9 protein-coding genes are annotated in these 13,898 nt (G+C 60.4%); 3 read left to right on the top strand and 6 right to left on the bottom strand.

The window, feature by feature from the left end; translation table 11 throughout:
* Window positions 1–5: 5 nt before the first annotated feature.
* Window positions 6–1,994 carry a U32 family peptidase gene (locus tag CEC48_RS20670; RefSeq protein WP_088425435.1) on the bottom strand — a complete coding sequence of 663 codons (1,989 nt, stop codon included), beginning with the start codon at window positions 1,992–1,994 and terminating at the stop codon, window positions 6–8.
* A 190-nt stretch (window positions 1,995–2,184) separates the two neighbouring features.
* On the bottom strand, window positions 2,185–2,565 hold the full coding sequence (locus CEC48_RS20665; RefSeq protein WP_088425434.1) for a RidA family protein: 381 nt from the start codon (window positions 2,563–2,565) through the stop codon (window positions 2,185–2,187).
* Between the two features lie 818 nt (window positions 2,566–3,383).
* On the opposite strand from CEC48_RS20665, the gene CEC48_RS20660 reads away from it, so the two are divergent.
* The gene (locus tag CEC48_RS20660; protein WP_088425433.1) at window positions 3,384–4,325 is read left to right on the top strand and encodes a cupin; all 942 of its coding nucleotides are present in this window, start codon (window positions 3,384–3,386) and stop codon (window positions 4,323–4,325) included.
* On the opposite strand, the gene CEC48_RS20655 is transcribed toward CEC48_RS20660, so the two are convergent.
* A complete protein-coding gene (locus CEC48_RS20655) occupies window positions 4,318–5,232 on the bottom strand; it encodes a LysR family transcriptional regulator (RefSeq protein ID WP_088425432.1) in 915 nt (304 codons plus the stop codon). The genes CEC48_RS20660 and CEC48_RS20655 overlap by 8 nt on opposite strands.
* Window positions 5,233–5,376: 144 nt before the next feature.
* Between CEC48_RS20655 and treS the strand changes: the two genes are divergently transcribed.
* Both treS and CEC48_RS20645 read left to right on the top strand, forming a co-directional pair.
* Window positions 5,377–7,446 carry a maltose alpha-D-glucosyltransferase gene (gene treS / locus CEC48_RS20650; protein ID WP_088425431.1) on the top strand — a complete coding sequence of 690 codons (2,070 nt, stop codon included), beginning with the start codon at window positions 5,377–5,379 and terminating at the stop codon, window positions 7,444–7,446.
* Between the two features lie 169 nt (window positions 7,447–7,615).
* Entirely contained in the window at window positions 7,616–7,861 is a 246-nt protein-coding gene (locus tag CEC48_RS20645) for a DUF2790 domain-containing protein (protein WP_088425430.1), read from the top strand.
* On the opposite strand, the gene CEC48_RS20640 is transcribed toward CEC48_RS20645, so the two are convergent.
* From CEC48_RS20640 to CEC48_RS20630, 3 genes are read right to left on the bottom strand one after another with little or no spacing between them, the layout of a single operon-like run.
* Window positions 7,858–10,923, bottom strand: a complete 3,066-nt coding sequence (locus CEC48_RS20640; protein WP_088425429.1) for an efflux RND transporter permease subunit — start codon at window positions 10,921–10,923, stop codon at window positions 7,858–7,860. The two genes, CEC48_RS20645 and CEC48_RS20640, sit on opposite strands and share 4 nt — an antisense overlap.
* Before the next feature lie 9 nt (window positions 10,924–10,932).
* The gene (locus CEC48_RS20635) at window positions 10,933–12,120 is read right to left on the bottom strand and encodes an efflux RND transporter periplasmic adaptor subunit (protein WP_088425428.1); all 1,188 of its coding nucleotides are present in this window, start codon (window positions 12,118–12,120) and stop codon (window positions 10,933–10,935) included.
* 29 nt (window positions 12,121–12,149) lie between these two features.
* Window positions 12,150–13,775 (bottom strand): efflux transporter outer membrane subunit, encoded by a 1,626-nt coding sequence (locus CEC48_RS20630; protein ID WP_256579758.1) that lies wholly within the window; start codon window positions 13,773–13,775, stop codon window positions 12,150–12,152.
* Window positions 13,776–13,898: the final 123 nt, after the last annotated feature.

Genomic DNA, 13,898 nt, shown 5'->3' with positions numbered 1-13,898 from the left:
CCCGGTCAGTGCGTACCGCGTGGAATGGTCTTGAGCAGGTCGTCCGGGCTGATATAACCCACCACGCTGCCCGGTTGCGGCAAGCCGAGGATATGGCCCTTGATCTTGCCGATCACGTGCATTTCGCACGGCTTGCAGTCGAACTTCAGCGTCAGTACTTCATCGCCGTGGATCAACTGCATCGGCGCCACCTTGGTCTTCACGCCGGTCACACCCTTGGCCTGTTTGGGGCACAGGTTGAACGAGAAGCGCAGGCAGTGCTTGGTGATCATCACCGGCACTTCGCCGGTTTCTTCGTGGGCTTCGTACGCCGCATCGATCAGTTGCACGCCGTGGCGGTGATAGAAGTCGCGAGCCTTTTGGTTGTAGACGTTGGCCAGGAATGACAGGTGCGATTCCGGGTACACCGGCGGCGGCGTGGTTTCGGCCTTGCGGCCACCCCGTGGATGGGCCTGGATACGCGCCTCGGTCAGCGCCTCGATGACTTCACGGCGCAAGGCCTTGAGCTGCGAGTTCGGAATGAAGAACGCCTGCGGTGCATCCAGTTCGATCGCGGTGGCGTGGTACTGGGTGGTGCCCAGTTGGCCCAGCAGGTCGCGCAGGGTCTCGAGTGCCTGTTCCGGCTTGTTGGCCACGCCAAATGGGCCGGGCAGGGCGACGCTGGCGCTGATGCCTTCCTCGCTGGTGACGGTCAGGTCCAGGCGATCTTCCTGCAAACGGGCAACCCACGACACGCCGATACGGCGCTCGGCGGAGGTCTTGAGCAACGCCTGCTGCCAGTTATGGTCCAGGTTACGGTTCAACGGGTGATTCGGCCGCAGTTGATGCAAGCCGGCCGGCATCTCGTTGGGCTCGACGCGGTAGCGGTAGCGCTTCTCGCCGTCTTCTTCAAACTCGCCCTTGGCTTCTGCGATGTTGGCGCGAAAACCCACCACTTCGCGCTTGATCAGCACATTGAGGCCGTCGCCGTTGGACAGCGGCTCATGGGTGACCACTTGCAAGTCACGCTTGCCGGCTTTCTCCACCACACCCACCGGCAGGCCGGTAAAGGTCGGGGTGTCGAAGGCGCCGATGTCGACTTTGCGGTCGGTGACGAAGTAGTCGGTGCTGCCACGGTGGAAGGTCTTTTCCGGGTCTGGCAGGAAGAAATGCGCGGTGCGGCCGCTGGAGGCGCGAGCCAGGTCCGGGCGGTCTTCGAGAATCTCGTCCAGGCGCTGACGGTAATAGGCGGTGATGTTCTTCACATAACCCATGTCCTTGTAGCGGCCTTCGATCTTGAACGAACGCACGCCGGCATCTACCAGGGCGCGCAGGTTGGCGCTCTGGTTGTTGTCTTTCATCGACAGCAGGTGCTTTTCAAAGGCAACCACACGGCCCTGGTCATCCTTCAAGGTGTAGGGCAGGCGGCACGCCTGGGAGCAATCGCCACGGTTGGCGCTGCGGCCATTCTGGGCGTGGGAGATGTTGCACTGGCCGGAGAAGGCCACGCACAAGGCGCCGTGGATGAAAAACTCGATGGCGGCATCGGTTTCATCGGCAATCGCACGGATCTCTTGCAGGTTCAGCTCGCGGGCCAATACCAACTGCGAGAACCCGGCCTGGTCGAGGAACTTGGCCCGGCCCAGGGTGCGGATGTCGGTCTGGGTGCTGGCGTGCAGCTCGATGGGCGGAATATCCAGCTCCATCACCCCCAGGTCCTGGACGATCAGCGCGTCGACACCGGCATCGTAGAGCTGGTGGATCAGCTTGCGGGCCGGCTCCAGCTCGTTGTCGTGCAGGATCGTGTTGATGGTGGTGAACACCCGCGCATGGTAGCGCCGGGCAAACGCCACCAACTGCGCGATATCGCTCACCTCGTTGCAGGCATTATGGCGCGCGCCGAAACTCGGGCCGCCGATGTACACGGCATCGGCGCCATGCAGGATGGCCTCGCGGGCGATGGCGACATCGCGGGCAGGGCTGAGCAATTCCAGGTGATGCTTGGGCAAGGACATAGTTTTTTTAGTCAGGCTTGTCACGGTTGAGGCGGGCATTGTAGCGGTGAAATCCCCTACAGGCACCTGCGCGTTATCCTATAGCACCGCTTCTCCGTAGGAGCGAGCTTACTTGCGAAAAAGCTGAGGCTGCCACGTAGCTTCAAGCTGCCAGCGTCATTGTTAACGACCTTCGCGAGTAAGCTCGCTCTTACACTTTGGCCGCCATCGCCGTGACTTCCACGCGCATGCCTTCCACAGCCAGGGCCGCAACGCCCACGGCTGCACGTACCGGCCAAGGCTTGGCGAAATAGCGTTTGTAGACTTCGTTGAACGCGGCGCGGTCGGCCATGTCGGTCAGGTAGATGGTCAGGTGCATGACCCGGTCAATCGAGCTGCCGGCGCGTTCCAGGGCAACCTTGAGGGCTTGCAGGGTGCATTCGCTTTGCAGAGTGATATCGCCCAGTTCCAGGCTGCCGTCGGCGCGAGTGGGGATTTGCGTGGAGACGAGGATGCCGTTGAAGCCGATCACGTCGCTGGAGATGGAGTCCGGGTCGAGGTCGGGGGTGAAGGCGAGGTCGTGGTTGGCCATGGGAATCTCTTGGGTGACGGAAGACAGAAGGCCGGTATCGTCCCCGAAAAAAAGGCCTGGGGCAAACCCAGGCCTTTTCTTTATCCACCGTGCCATTTTCCCGGTTACGAGTCATGTAATAGTTGCGCAGCAACCCGTAAGGCTGGTGCCGTCAATAAAGCCCTTGGCGCATACCTGATCCGTTACTGAGTTTGCCAAAGCCAATTATCAGCGCTAATAGCCCTCCACTGTTTAACCATGGTTGTTACTTTCCTAGTTGATTAATCGCTACTCGTTGCGTGCGCAGGTGCACGATCTTAGTTTTATGGCGCCTATAACGTTTCGGAAGGATGTATTAAGTTTAGCGTTACACGCCTGATTCGCGTGTTGTATTTTTCGCCATGGCCACCCAGGCGGGCGGCGCAGTCCTTTGCGGAATGTGTGATTTTTAACCGGTTCGCGATAAAGAACCAGTGAAGGGATGGTTAAACTCGATTAATTAAAATTCACTATGCTACCGCGCACGCTGCTGTAGTTTTGGCACTGTCTTAGCCGCTCTGCTTCGACAAAATCCTTTGGTTTGCCGCCGCAGTCTTCTGCGGCGGATTTTTTATGAGCGTTAAATGTAGATATATTTAACTTTTAAATAAAGTTGCACTTTTATAGTTGATCAAATCAAATTTTCAGTGCCGGAGGAGGGGTTCGCACCTGCCCCCTTTCGCATAACTGCTGTGCCGCATAAGGGATTAATCTACCGCCGTTGAGTGCCTATAGTTCTTTCACCGCCGCAATGCCCCACGGGGCATCGCGAAATCCAGCCGTAGATTGAGGTGATCATAATGAATAGCGAATTCAAGCCAGCCCTAGCCGATACCCCGCCCCTGCACCTGCTCGACGCCGAATACTTCGAATACAGCAAAGCCGCCAATCCCATCAGCGCCAACCTGATTACCCGGATTCCCTACCACAGCTTCCCGGCCTCGCTGTACGACAGCGGCCCGTCCAGAGTGGTCCCGCTGGACCTCAGCGACGCACTGGGCTGCGAAGGCCCGGCGACCGGCCCGGGGCTGTGCGCGAACTTCATTCGGCTGAACGCAGGCGATACGCTTAACCTGCAGCCCAATGCCACCTCACAGGTTTTTTATGTGATCGCCGGGGAGGGCAGCGTGGTCCAGGGCGAGCATCAGATCGAATGGTCCAAGGGCTGCTTTATTGCGTTGCCGGGTCTGCTGCAAGCGAGCTTTCGTGCCTCACAGGATGCTCGCCTGTACTACGTACATGACGAGCCGCTGTTGCGCTACCTGGGCGTGACCCGCAGCGCCGATCGCTTCATACCGACGCTGTACCCGGCAGAGTTGGCCAACGCAAAACTGCGTGAAGCCGCCGATGATCCCCGCGCCCAGGACCGCAGCCGTATCAGCATCCTGCTGGGCAACCGCCATTTCCCGCAGACCCGCACCGTGACCCATGTGCTGTGGGCGATGTACGGGATTCTGCCCGCCGGGTCGATTCAAAAGCCCCATCGGCACCAGTCGATTGCGCTGGATTTCATCATCGATTGCCCCAAGGGTTGCTACTCGCTGGTGGGCACCGAACTGGACGCCGACGGGCAAATCCGCAATCCGGTGCGGGTTGACTGGTCGCCGGGCCTGGCGTTCGTGACGCCTCCAGGCTACTGGCATGCCCACTTCAACGAGTCCGACACGGAGGCCTTCCTGATTCCGATCCAGGACGCAGGGTTGCAAACCTACCTGCGCTCACTGGATATCCGGTTTAGTTGACGCGTTTCCAGTGCGGTGTTTCGCCTAGCTGCTCGACGATAAAGTCGATGAAGCACCGCACCTTGGACGACACGATACGTTTGGGTGGATAGACGAACCACACCGCCGATTGGCGGGCTGCGATACGGATATTCCACTCAGGTAACCACACCATCAGGGCACCGGCTTCTATGCGCGTGGCCACCAACCAGTCGGGCAGCAAGGCAAACCCCAGGCCTTGCTGCGCGGCGATCAGCTGTGCGTCCAGATCGTTGATCCGGATACAGTCTTTATGCACCAACGGCGAGACCTCATGCCCGTTGGCAAACGCAATATCAGCCGCGACATCCCGCCCCAGAATCGCCGGCAGCGCAGCCAGTTCCGCTGGGTTGGACGGCGCCGGGTGCTCCAGGCAGAACGCCTGGCTGACCACCAACCGCCAGGTTTCATCGCAGATCTTGCGTGCCTTCAATGTGGAATCCGCCAGGGTGCCAATGCGTATCGCCAGGTCTGCGCCGGCGTGAATCAGGTTGACGTGGGTGTCATCCAGCACCAGCTCCAGCTTGATCTGCGGGTAGCGGGCCAGGAACGTATTCAAGGTGGGCAGCACATGGTGGCGGGCAAAGGCCGGCGGCAGGTTGAGCTTGAGCAAGCCACGGGGATGCTCATTCAGCGCGGAGGTGGCCGCCTTGGCCTGTTCCAGTTCGTCCAGCACCCGACGGGCGTGCATCAAAAACGTCTGGCCACCTTCAGTCAGGTGCAGCGTGCGGGTCGAGCGGTTGAATAGGGCGATGCCCAGGTCCAGTTCCAGGTCCTTCACGTAGCGTGAAACGGTGGAAGCCTTGATGCCAAGCCGGTCAGCGGCACGGGAAAAATTATTGCCCTCGGCGGCTTCGACAAAGGCGGTTAACGCTGCGAAATAGTCCACGTGCAGGCCTCAGTCTTGATGATGGGTGACGGCCAATGCAACGAATGGCCGCCCAGGCCCTCATACAATAACCAACGGTGCGGCGATGCAAGTTCAAATGCAGTCGCCACAACCGAATACTTCATGACCGCAGGTGATCGATGTATGACGGATGCTGATAACAATCATGTGACCTGGCTGGTGGAACAATCGATGCTGCACGCCGCCAAACAGCGGGCCAAACTCTACTCGGGGCAAGGCAGATTGTGGCAACAGCCTTATGCACATACTCGGCCCCGTGATGCTTCCGCCCTGGCGTCGGTGTGGTTCACGGCGTACCCGGCGTCCATCGTTACCCGGGAAAATGGCAGCGTGCTGGAGGCCCTGGGAGATGAAACCTTGTGGCATGCGCTGTCGAAAATCGGCATCCAGGGCATTCACAATGGCCCGCTGAAACGCTCGGGCGGCCTGACTGGCACCAGGCACACGCCGACCATTGACGGCAACTTTGACCGCATCAGCTTCGACATCGACCCGCAGTTGGGCACCGAGGCCCAGCTTCAATCGCTGGCCCGCATGGCCGCCGCGCATAACGCAGTGATCATCGACGATGTTATCCCGTCCCACACCGGCAAAGGTGCAGATTTCCGCCTGGCCGAGATGGCCTACGAAGACTACCCCGGGCTCTACCACATGGTGGAAATCCGCGAGGAAGACTGGCCATTGCTGCCCGAGATCAGCGAGGGCCGCGATGCACAGAACCTCAGCCCGCCGCAGGTCGACGCGCTCAGAGACAAGCACTACATCGTCGGCCAGTTGCAGCGGGTGATTTTCTTCGAGCCTGGAGTCAAGGAAACCGACTGGAGCGCGACCGATGTGGTGATTGGCGTGGATGGCAAACCCCGGCGCTGGGTGTACCTGCATTACTTCAAGGAGGGGCAGCCGTCGCTGAACTGGCTGGACCCGACCTTCGCCGCGCAGCAGATGATCATTGGCGACGCACTGCACGCCATTGACGTAATGGGCGCGAAAATCCTGCGTCTGGACGCCAACGGATTCCTCGGCGTAGAGCGAAAACTCGAAGGTAACGCCTGGTCTGAAAGCCATCCGCTGTCGATCACTGGCAATCAGCTACTCGGTGGCGCGATTCGCAAGGCGGGCGGCTTCAGCTTCCAGGAACTGAACCTGACGGTGGACGATATCGCCGCCATGTCCCACGGCGGTGCCGACCTGTCCTACGACTTCATCACCCGGCCGGCGTACCAGCATGCGTTATTGATGGGCGACACGGAATTCCTGCGCCTGATGCTGCGGGAGATGCATACCCTTGGCATCGACCCCGGCTCGCTGATCCACGCCTTGCAGAACCATGACGAACTGACCCTTGAACTGGTGCATTTCTGGACGCTGCACGCCCATGACACCTACCTGTACCAAGGGCAGACGTTCCCTGGCGGCATCCTGCGCGAGCATATCCGCGAGCAGATGTATGAGCGCCTGGCCGGTGAACACGCGCCGTATAACCTGAAGTTCGTGACCAATGGGGTCTCCTGCACCACCACCAGTATCATCACGGCGGCGCTGGGGATTCGCGACCTTGAGGCGATTACCACGGCGGATATCCAACAGATACGCCAGATCCACCTGCTACTGGTGATGTACAACGCGATGCAGCCGGGGGTGTTTGCGCTGTCCGGCTGGGACTTGGTAGGCGCGCTGCCGTTGCCGGCGGAGGAGGTCGCGCATTTGATGCTTGATGGCGACACGCGCTGGATTCACCGTGGTGCCTACGACCTGGTGGACCTGAACCCGGATGCGCCGCAATCCGCCGGGCAAATGCCGCGCCCCAAAACGTTGTATGGCAGCCTGACCAGCCAGTTGACCGACCCGGATTCGTTTGCCTCGCAGTTGCAAAGAATCCTTGCAGTGCGCCGTGCCTACGACATCGCCGCCAGTCGCCAGATTCTGGTGCCGGACGTGCAGCACCCGGGGCTGTTGATCATGGTGCACGAGCTGCCGGCGGGTAAAGGCACCCAGATCACCGCGCTTAACTTTGGCTCCACGCCCATCACCGAAACCCTGCACCTGCCCAATATTGCGCCCGGGCCGGTGGTGGACATCATCAATGAGCGGGTAGAAGGCGATTTGACCCCCGAGGGTGACTTCACCATCACGCTGGATGCGTATGAAGGGTTGGCGCTGCGGGTGGTGAGTAGTTCGCCGATGAACTATTGAAGCGAGGCTGCCGCGTAGTGGTTTATTAAGTAGGTGTTAAGGATTTTGGAAAATAATCCGGCCAGTGTTAACAAGAGCGTTAAATCTTGTTACCTCTCGGACAGTTCCTACAGATCAAGCGCCTGATACCTACTTAATATGGCTCGCCATCCACTACCAAGCACCTTTTATGAAAACTCCATCCCGCGTCATTTTGTTCGGCTGCGCGCTGCTAAGCGCCAATGTTTTCGCGTTAAACCAACAGCCTACGGCGGTCTCGACACTCAACAGGCATGATATTGCCGAAGTGATTCGCATCGATTCGAACCCGTCAGCCTGCGGCATCACCGATGCTTCAATGATCTACAAGACGCCATCAGGCGAGTTGAAAAAGTTTGACTACAGGATCTGGGGTGCCGGTTGCATGGGCGGTTAAAGCACCTCTTCATCTTGGCCAGGGAACGGCCGCTCAACTTCCTGATGATGCGTGGAGCCAATAAACATATACATCGCCGGTACCATAAACAGCGTCAGCACGGTGCCGATCGACAACCCGGCGAAGATCACCAGGCCCATGTCATGCCGCCCCGCAGCCCCGGCGCCCGAAGCCCAAACCAGCGGCACCACGCCCAACACCATCGCGGCCGTGGTCATCAGGATAGGCCGCAGACGCACGCCGGCAGCTTCCTCAATCGCCTCACGCTTGCTGTGACCTGCGCGCTGCAACTCGTTGGCAAACTGCACGATCAGAATCCCATGCTTGGTGATCAACCCCAACAGCGTCACCAGGCCCACCTGGGTGTACACGTTGATGGAGGCAAACCCCATGGTGATAAAGGCCAGCGCGCCAAAGAGAGCAGGGGGCACCGAGAACAGAATCACCACCGGGTCGCGAAAGCTCTCGAACTGGAAGGCCAGGGCCAGGTAGACAATCAGGATCGAGAACATCAGCAACCCGAAGAACCCGCCGGACTCCTGTATGAACTGACGCGACTCGCCGGAAAAGTCCGAGGTGTAGCCCGAGGGCGCAATGTTGGTCAGGATCGTGTTCAGTTTCGCCAGCAGTTCGCCCTGGGCCACGCCACTGACGCCCGACAGGGTCGCCGAGTTGAGTTGCTGGAAGTGGTTGATCGATTCCGGCTGCGTCGAGGTTTCGATATGCGCCACGGTGCGCGCCTGAATCATCGCACCTGCGGGTGTGCGAATGTAGTAATCGAGAATCTGATCGGGGTTCAGACGGTCAACCTGCAACACCTGGGGAATGACTTTGTACGAGCGCCCGGCGGTGGAGAAGTAGTTCACGTAGTTGCCGCCCAGAGCGGCAGACAGCGCCGCTCCGACATCGGCCTGGGTCATGCCCAGTGCGGCAATTTTTTCCCGGTCGACCACCAGCTTGGCTTGTGGCTTGTCGAGTTTCAGGTCCATGTCGGAGAAATAGAACAGCTGTTGTTTCTGTGCCTCGGCCACCACCGCTTGCGCGACTTCGTTGAGGTTCTCTACCGAGTCGGTGGTGGTGATCACAAACTGCACCGGCAACCCCTGGACACCCGGCAGCGACGGCAGCGGGAACGCCGCGATGGTGGCGCCCGGTACCTGATTCCATTTTTGCTGCAGGTCCAATATCAGTTGCGCTTGGGAGCGCGTGCGGTCGCCCCAGGTTTTGAGCAGCACGCCGCCCAGGCCTTGATTGAGGATGGGCAGCCCGGTCAGCTGGAACATCTGCGCGTATTCAGGCTCTTTGTTGGCGATCTGGAAAGCCTGGTCGGCAATCCGCTCCATCTGCTGAGGCGAGGCGGTCGGCGGGCCTTTGATCTGCATGAACACCAACCCCTGGTCTTCGGTGGGCGACAGTTCGCTTTTGGCGGTCATGCCACTGGCGGCCACCAGCAAAAACAGCACAAAGCCAAACGTCACCAGCACCGGCCATACGTTCAGGCCGCCGGAAAGTACGCGGTGGTAACGGCCCCGCAACCAGTCAAAGTATTGATCGAGCTTGCGCGCAAAACGACCTTCTTCCTGCCCGGATTTGAACAGCCGGGAAGTCATCATCGGCGAGAGCGTCAGCGCCACCACAGCCGATACGGTCACGGCACCCGCCAGCGAGAAACAGAATTCCTTGAACAGTGCACCGGTAAGGCCGCTGCGCAGCCCGATGGGGACGTAGGCGGCAATCAATACCACGGTCATCGCGATGATCGGCCCACCCAGTTCCCGCGCCGCGACCAGCGCCGCCTCCAGCACGCCTTTGCCTTCCTCCTTGATATGCCGGTCGACGTTTTCCACCACGATAATCGCATCGTCCACCACCAGGCCGATCGCCAATACCAGGGCGAGCAGGGTCAGCAGGTTAATCGAGTAACCCAGCAGGTACATGATGAAGAAGGTCCCGACCAGCGACAGCGGTATCGCCACCAATGGCACAATCACCGCGCGGAACGAGCCGAGGAACAGGTAGATCACCACCGAGACAATGATCATCGCCTCTACCAGGGTTTTCACCACCTCATAAATCGAGGTGTTGATGAACTCCGTGGAGTCATACACGATCTCGCCGCGCACCCCGGTGGGTAACTGGGATTGCAGCTCGGGGAAGGCCTGGCGCACGCTGTCGGCCACCGTCAGGATGTTCGCATTCGGCGCCGCCTTGATGCCGATGAACACCGAACGCTTGCCGGAAAACGCCACGCTGCTGTCGTAGCTTTCGGCACCCAGGGTGACCGTGGCCACGTCCTCCAGGTACACCAGCGCATCGCCTTTCTGCTTGATTACCAGCCGCTTGAATTCGTCCACCGTGTGCAAGTCGGTCCCGGCCGTCAGGTCGACCGTTACCGTTTGCCCGCGGGTGGAGCCGACGGCAGACAGGTAGTTGTTGTTGGCCAGGGCGGTGGACACGTCCTGCGCCGTCACGTTATGCGCCGCGAGTTTGTTGGGGTCCATCCAGGCGCGCAAGGCGAACTGGCGCCCGCCAAGAATCTCTGCAGTTTGCACGCCCTGGATCGAATCCAGCTTGGGCTTGACCACCCGCACCAGGTAATCGGTGATGTTGTTGGTGGCCAGGGTGTCGCTGTAGAACCCCAGGTACATCGCGTCAGTGGTCTGCCCGACCGCCACCGTCAGCACCGGCTCCTGGGACTGTGCCGGCAGTTGGTTCTTGACCGAGTTGACCTGGGTATTGATCTCGGTGAGTGCCTTGCTGGCCTCGTAGTTCAGCCGCAGCGTGGCGGTAATGGTTGAGACACCGGTGATGCTCGTAGAGGACAAGTAGTCGATGCCCTGGGCCTGGGCAATGGCCGATTCAAGCGGCTGGGTGATGAAGCCCGCAACCGTGGACGCGTCCGCGCCGTAGTAAGCGGTGGTGATGGTGACCACGGTATTTTCGGTGCGTGGCCATTGGTTCACCGGCAACTCGAAGATCGAGCGCAGCCCCAGGATCAGGATGAACAGCGAGACCACGATGGCCCAGACCGGTCGCTGAATAAAGGTATCGGTAAGCTTCATGGGACACCTTTAGTGTTCTTGGGGAGTCGGTGCAGGGTCGTTCAGCGGCGCGCTGCTGTTATCGACCTTCACCGGCGAGCCATTTTTAAGCTTCATCTGGCCGCTGGTGATCAGCAGGTCGCCTTCTTTCACGCCGGATAGGATCGCCACCTGATCGCCCCGGGTCGGCCCGGTCTTGATGAAGGTTTGTTGCGCGGTGAGTACGTCCTCACCCTTGTCGTTCTTGGCCGATGTGGCGATGAACACTGTTGTGCCGTAAGGGTTGTAGGTGACCGACGTCTGCGGAACCGTGAGGTAGCGCTGGGTGGCTCCGGAGGTGACCACGGCGCGAGCAAACATCCCGGGCACCAGGCTTTGTTTCGGGTTGTCGACGGTCGCTTCCACAGTGACGTTGCGTGTGGTTGAGTCGAACTGGGTGTCGATGGTGCTGATCTTGCCCGTGAAGGCTTGATTGGACAGGCCGTCGGCCGTCACCGAAACCCCTTGGCCGATGGCGATGGCCTCCAGCTGGGCCTGCGGCACCGTGAAGTCGATGTAGATGGGATCGAAGGTTTGCAGCGTGGCGATCTTGTCGCCGGGGTTGAGGTATTGGCCGGGGTTGACGCTGGTAATCCCGATACGCCCGGCAAACGGTGCGCGAATGGTTTTTTTCGCCACCAGCGCCCGCTGTTGCTCGGCGGCGGCGAGTTTGGCTTTCAGGTCGGCGGTGTCGGTGTCCACTTGGGCCTGGGAGATGGCGTTGACGGCGAGCTGGGCCTTGTCACGTTTGAGGACGATCACCGCCAGGTCGGCAGTGGCCTCGAGGGAATGCAATTGCGCGATGTCAGAGTCGGCATTCAACTGCACCAGCAGCGCCTGGGCCGCCACGGCTTGCCCCGGCGTGAAGCCGATGGTGCGCACGATGCCGCCCACTTCTGTAGTCACATCCACCCCTCTGACCGCTTTCATGGAGCCCACGGCAGTGACATTGGGTTGCCAATCGCTGAACGGCACCTTCATGGCCGTGACCACGGAGGCAGGCAAGGGCATTTTGGACTGGGCGATCAGCGCCGAAATCTGCACGAACTTCACCCCGGCGATGATCGCGACAATCACCAGTACCACCACCACCATGATGAGCATCGGCCGCCATAGTCGACGCTTGCGCGGGGCGCCGGGCTCGGGGGACAGGGGAGAGGCAGTAATGACGTCAGCCATGGGTATTCTCGCTGTTTCAAGATTTCAGTTCAGTCGAACCGTGCCGAATCGGCAGGCGCTGCCTTGTTGTTGGCCGGCATGATCTCGTGCCACGACGGCAGGCCGAAACGATCCGGGCGGCCCTTCGTGGCAGGGTCCACGTCCGTGCGGTTCCACCAGCCGCCACCCAATGCCTGGAAGAGCGCCGTGGTATCGCTGTAGCGGGAGGCCTGCGCCTTGACGCGGGCAAGCACGGTGTTCTGATAAGTTTGTTGGGCCGTGAGCAGGTTGATGTACGCTACGGCGCCGAGCTTGAACTGCGCCTGCACCAGGTCCAGGTTGGCCTGCGCGGAGCGCTCAGCCACCACCTGCTGGTTGAGCGCATCGGCATCAGCCTCCAGCGCCCGCAGCGCGTTGGCCACATCCTGGAACGCACCAATCACCGTGCCACGGTAGCGGGCCGCCGACTCGTCGTAGGCCGCCACAGCCGCACGTTTACGATGTTCGAGTGCGCCGGCGTCAAAGATCGGCTGGGTGATCGACCCGGCAAGGCTCCAGACGCCGCTGCCCGCCGAAAACAACTTGGTCCCGCTGGCCACCGTAGAACCCACCGAGCCGGTAATGCTGAACTGCGGCAACTGGTTGGCGACGGCCACACCAATATTGGCGCTGGCTTGGTGTAGTTGCGCCTGCGCTGAACGCACATCCGGCCGCTGGCCGACGATGGCCGAGGGCAGGCTGAGGGGCAGTTCTTCCGGCAGGTGCAGCGAGGCCAGGTTGAAGCGCTCGTCCCGGTCCTGGTTGGGAAACCGGCCGAGGTAGGCCATCAATTGGTTGCGGGTCTGCGCCAGTTGCTTTTGCAGGGGCGGCAAGCTGGCACGGGTTTGCGCCAATGCGGTCTGCTGCGTGAGCACGTCGGTGTCGCCGATGGCGCCCAGCCGGCGCTGCGCCTGCAAGAGGTCGAGCTGGCCGCTCTGGATCCGGATGATTTCTTCGGTGGCGGCGACTTGATCGCGTATCGACGCGAGGCTGACCGCGGTATTGACCACATTGGAGGTCAACGTAAGGTACGTCGCCTCCAGCTGGAAGCGTTCGTACTCGGCTTGCGCCGAGGTGGATTCGATTTGCCGGCGCGTGCCGCCGAACACGTCTGGCGCATAGGACACGCTCAGCGACGCGGAACTGACCGTGAGAATCGGCGACTCCGGAATGCCCGACGTGACCCCCGATACTTTCTCCCGGGCTTTTTGCACATTACCGCTGACGGAGGGGAACAGCGACGCCTGGTCGGCATAGACCAACTCATTGGCCTGGCGCAATGCCGCTTGAGCGGCGGTGACATCCGGGTTGGCGCGTAATGCTTCTTCCACCAAGGCGTTCAATGCCGGTGACCGGAACAACGTCCACCATTGCCCGGGAATATCCATCCCGGCGATCAGCCGCTGTGCCGCGCCACCGGCGTCTATATCAGCCTTGGCGGTTGCGGTGAGTTTTTCACGTGAATAATCGGCGTTCGCCGGCACATCGGGGCGCGCGAAATCGGGCCCGACGGTGCAGCCGGCGAGGGCAATGCACAGCAGGCTCAACGGAGCCAGAAGGTGTGGTTGTAGAAAAAGGGCGCGGCTGTGCGCCACTTGTTGCGGTGCCGATGCAAGCTGCCGAGGCTGCTCTTTCATATTTACTCTGATTAATCAGTTGGTTAACTGTTTGGTTGAGCAATGAGTGGCGGTGCATCAGGCCGGCCCATCGAGGGCGCGGGTGGACTGGGTTGAAGTCACGCGGGTCAGGTGGGTTGAACG

The organism is Pseudomonas sp. K2I15, assembly GCF_002204795.1.
Classification (GTDB): Bacteria; Pseudomonadota; Gammaproteobacteria; order Pseudomonadales; family Pseudomonadaceae; genus Aquipseudomonas.
This window is presented reverse-complemented; position numbering and strand designations above follow the sequence as displayed.

What these genes read in the sequence shown, in the direction of transcription:
- CEC48_RS20640 (WP_088425429.1), bottom strand. Translation starts at nt 10,923, where the DNA reads ATGAAGCTTACCGATACCTTTATTCAGCGACCGGTCTGGGCCATCGTG.
- CEC48_RS20665 (WP_088425434.1), bottom strand. Translation starts at nt 2,565, where the DNA reads ATGGCCAACCACGACCTCGCCTTCACCCCCGACCTCGACCCGGACTCC.
- CEC48_RS20660 (WP_088425433.1), top strand. Translation starts at nt 3,384, where the DNA reads ATGAATAGCGAATTCAAGCCAGCCCTAGCCGATACCCCGCCCCTGCAC.
- treS (WP_088425431.1), top strand. Translation starts at nt 5,377, where the DNA reads ATGACGGATGCTGATAACAATCATGTGACCTGGCTGGTGGAACAATCG.
- CEC48_RS20670 (WP_088425435.1), bottom strand. Translation starts at nt 1,994, where the DNA reads ATGTCCTTGCCCAAGCATCACCTGGAATTGCTCAGCCCTGCCCGCGAT.
- CEC48_RS20630 (WP_256579758.1), bottom strand. Translation starts at nt 13,775, where the DNA reads ATGAAAGAGCAGCCTCGGCAGCTTGCATCGGCACCGCAACAAGTGGCG.
- CEC48_RS20635 (WP_088425428.1), bottom strand. Translation starts at nt 12,120, where the DNA reads ATGGCTGACGTCATTACTGCCTCTCCCCTGTCCCCCGAGCCCGGCGCC.
- CEC48_RS20645 (WP_088425430.1), top strand. Translation starts at nt 7,616, where the DNA reads ATGAAAACTCCATCCCGCGTCATTTTGTTCGGCTGCGCGCTGCTAAGC.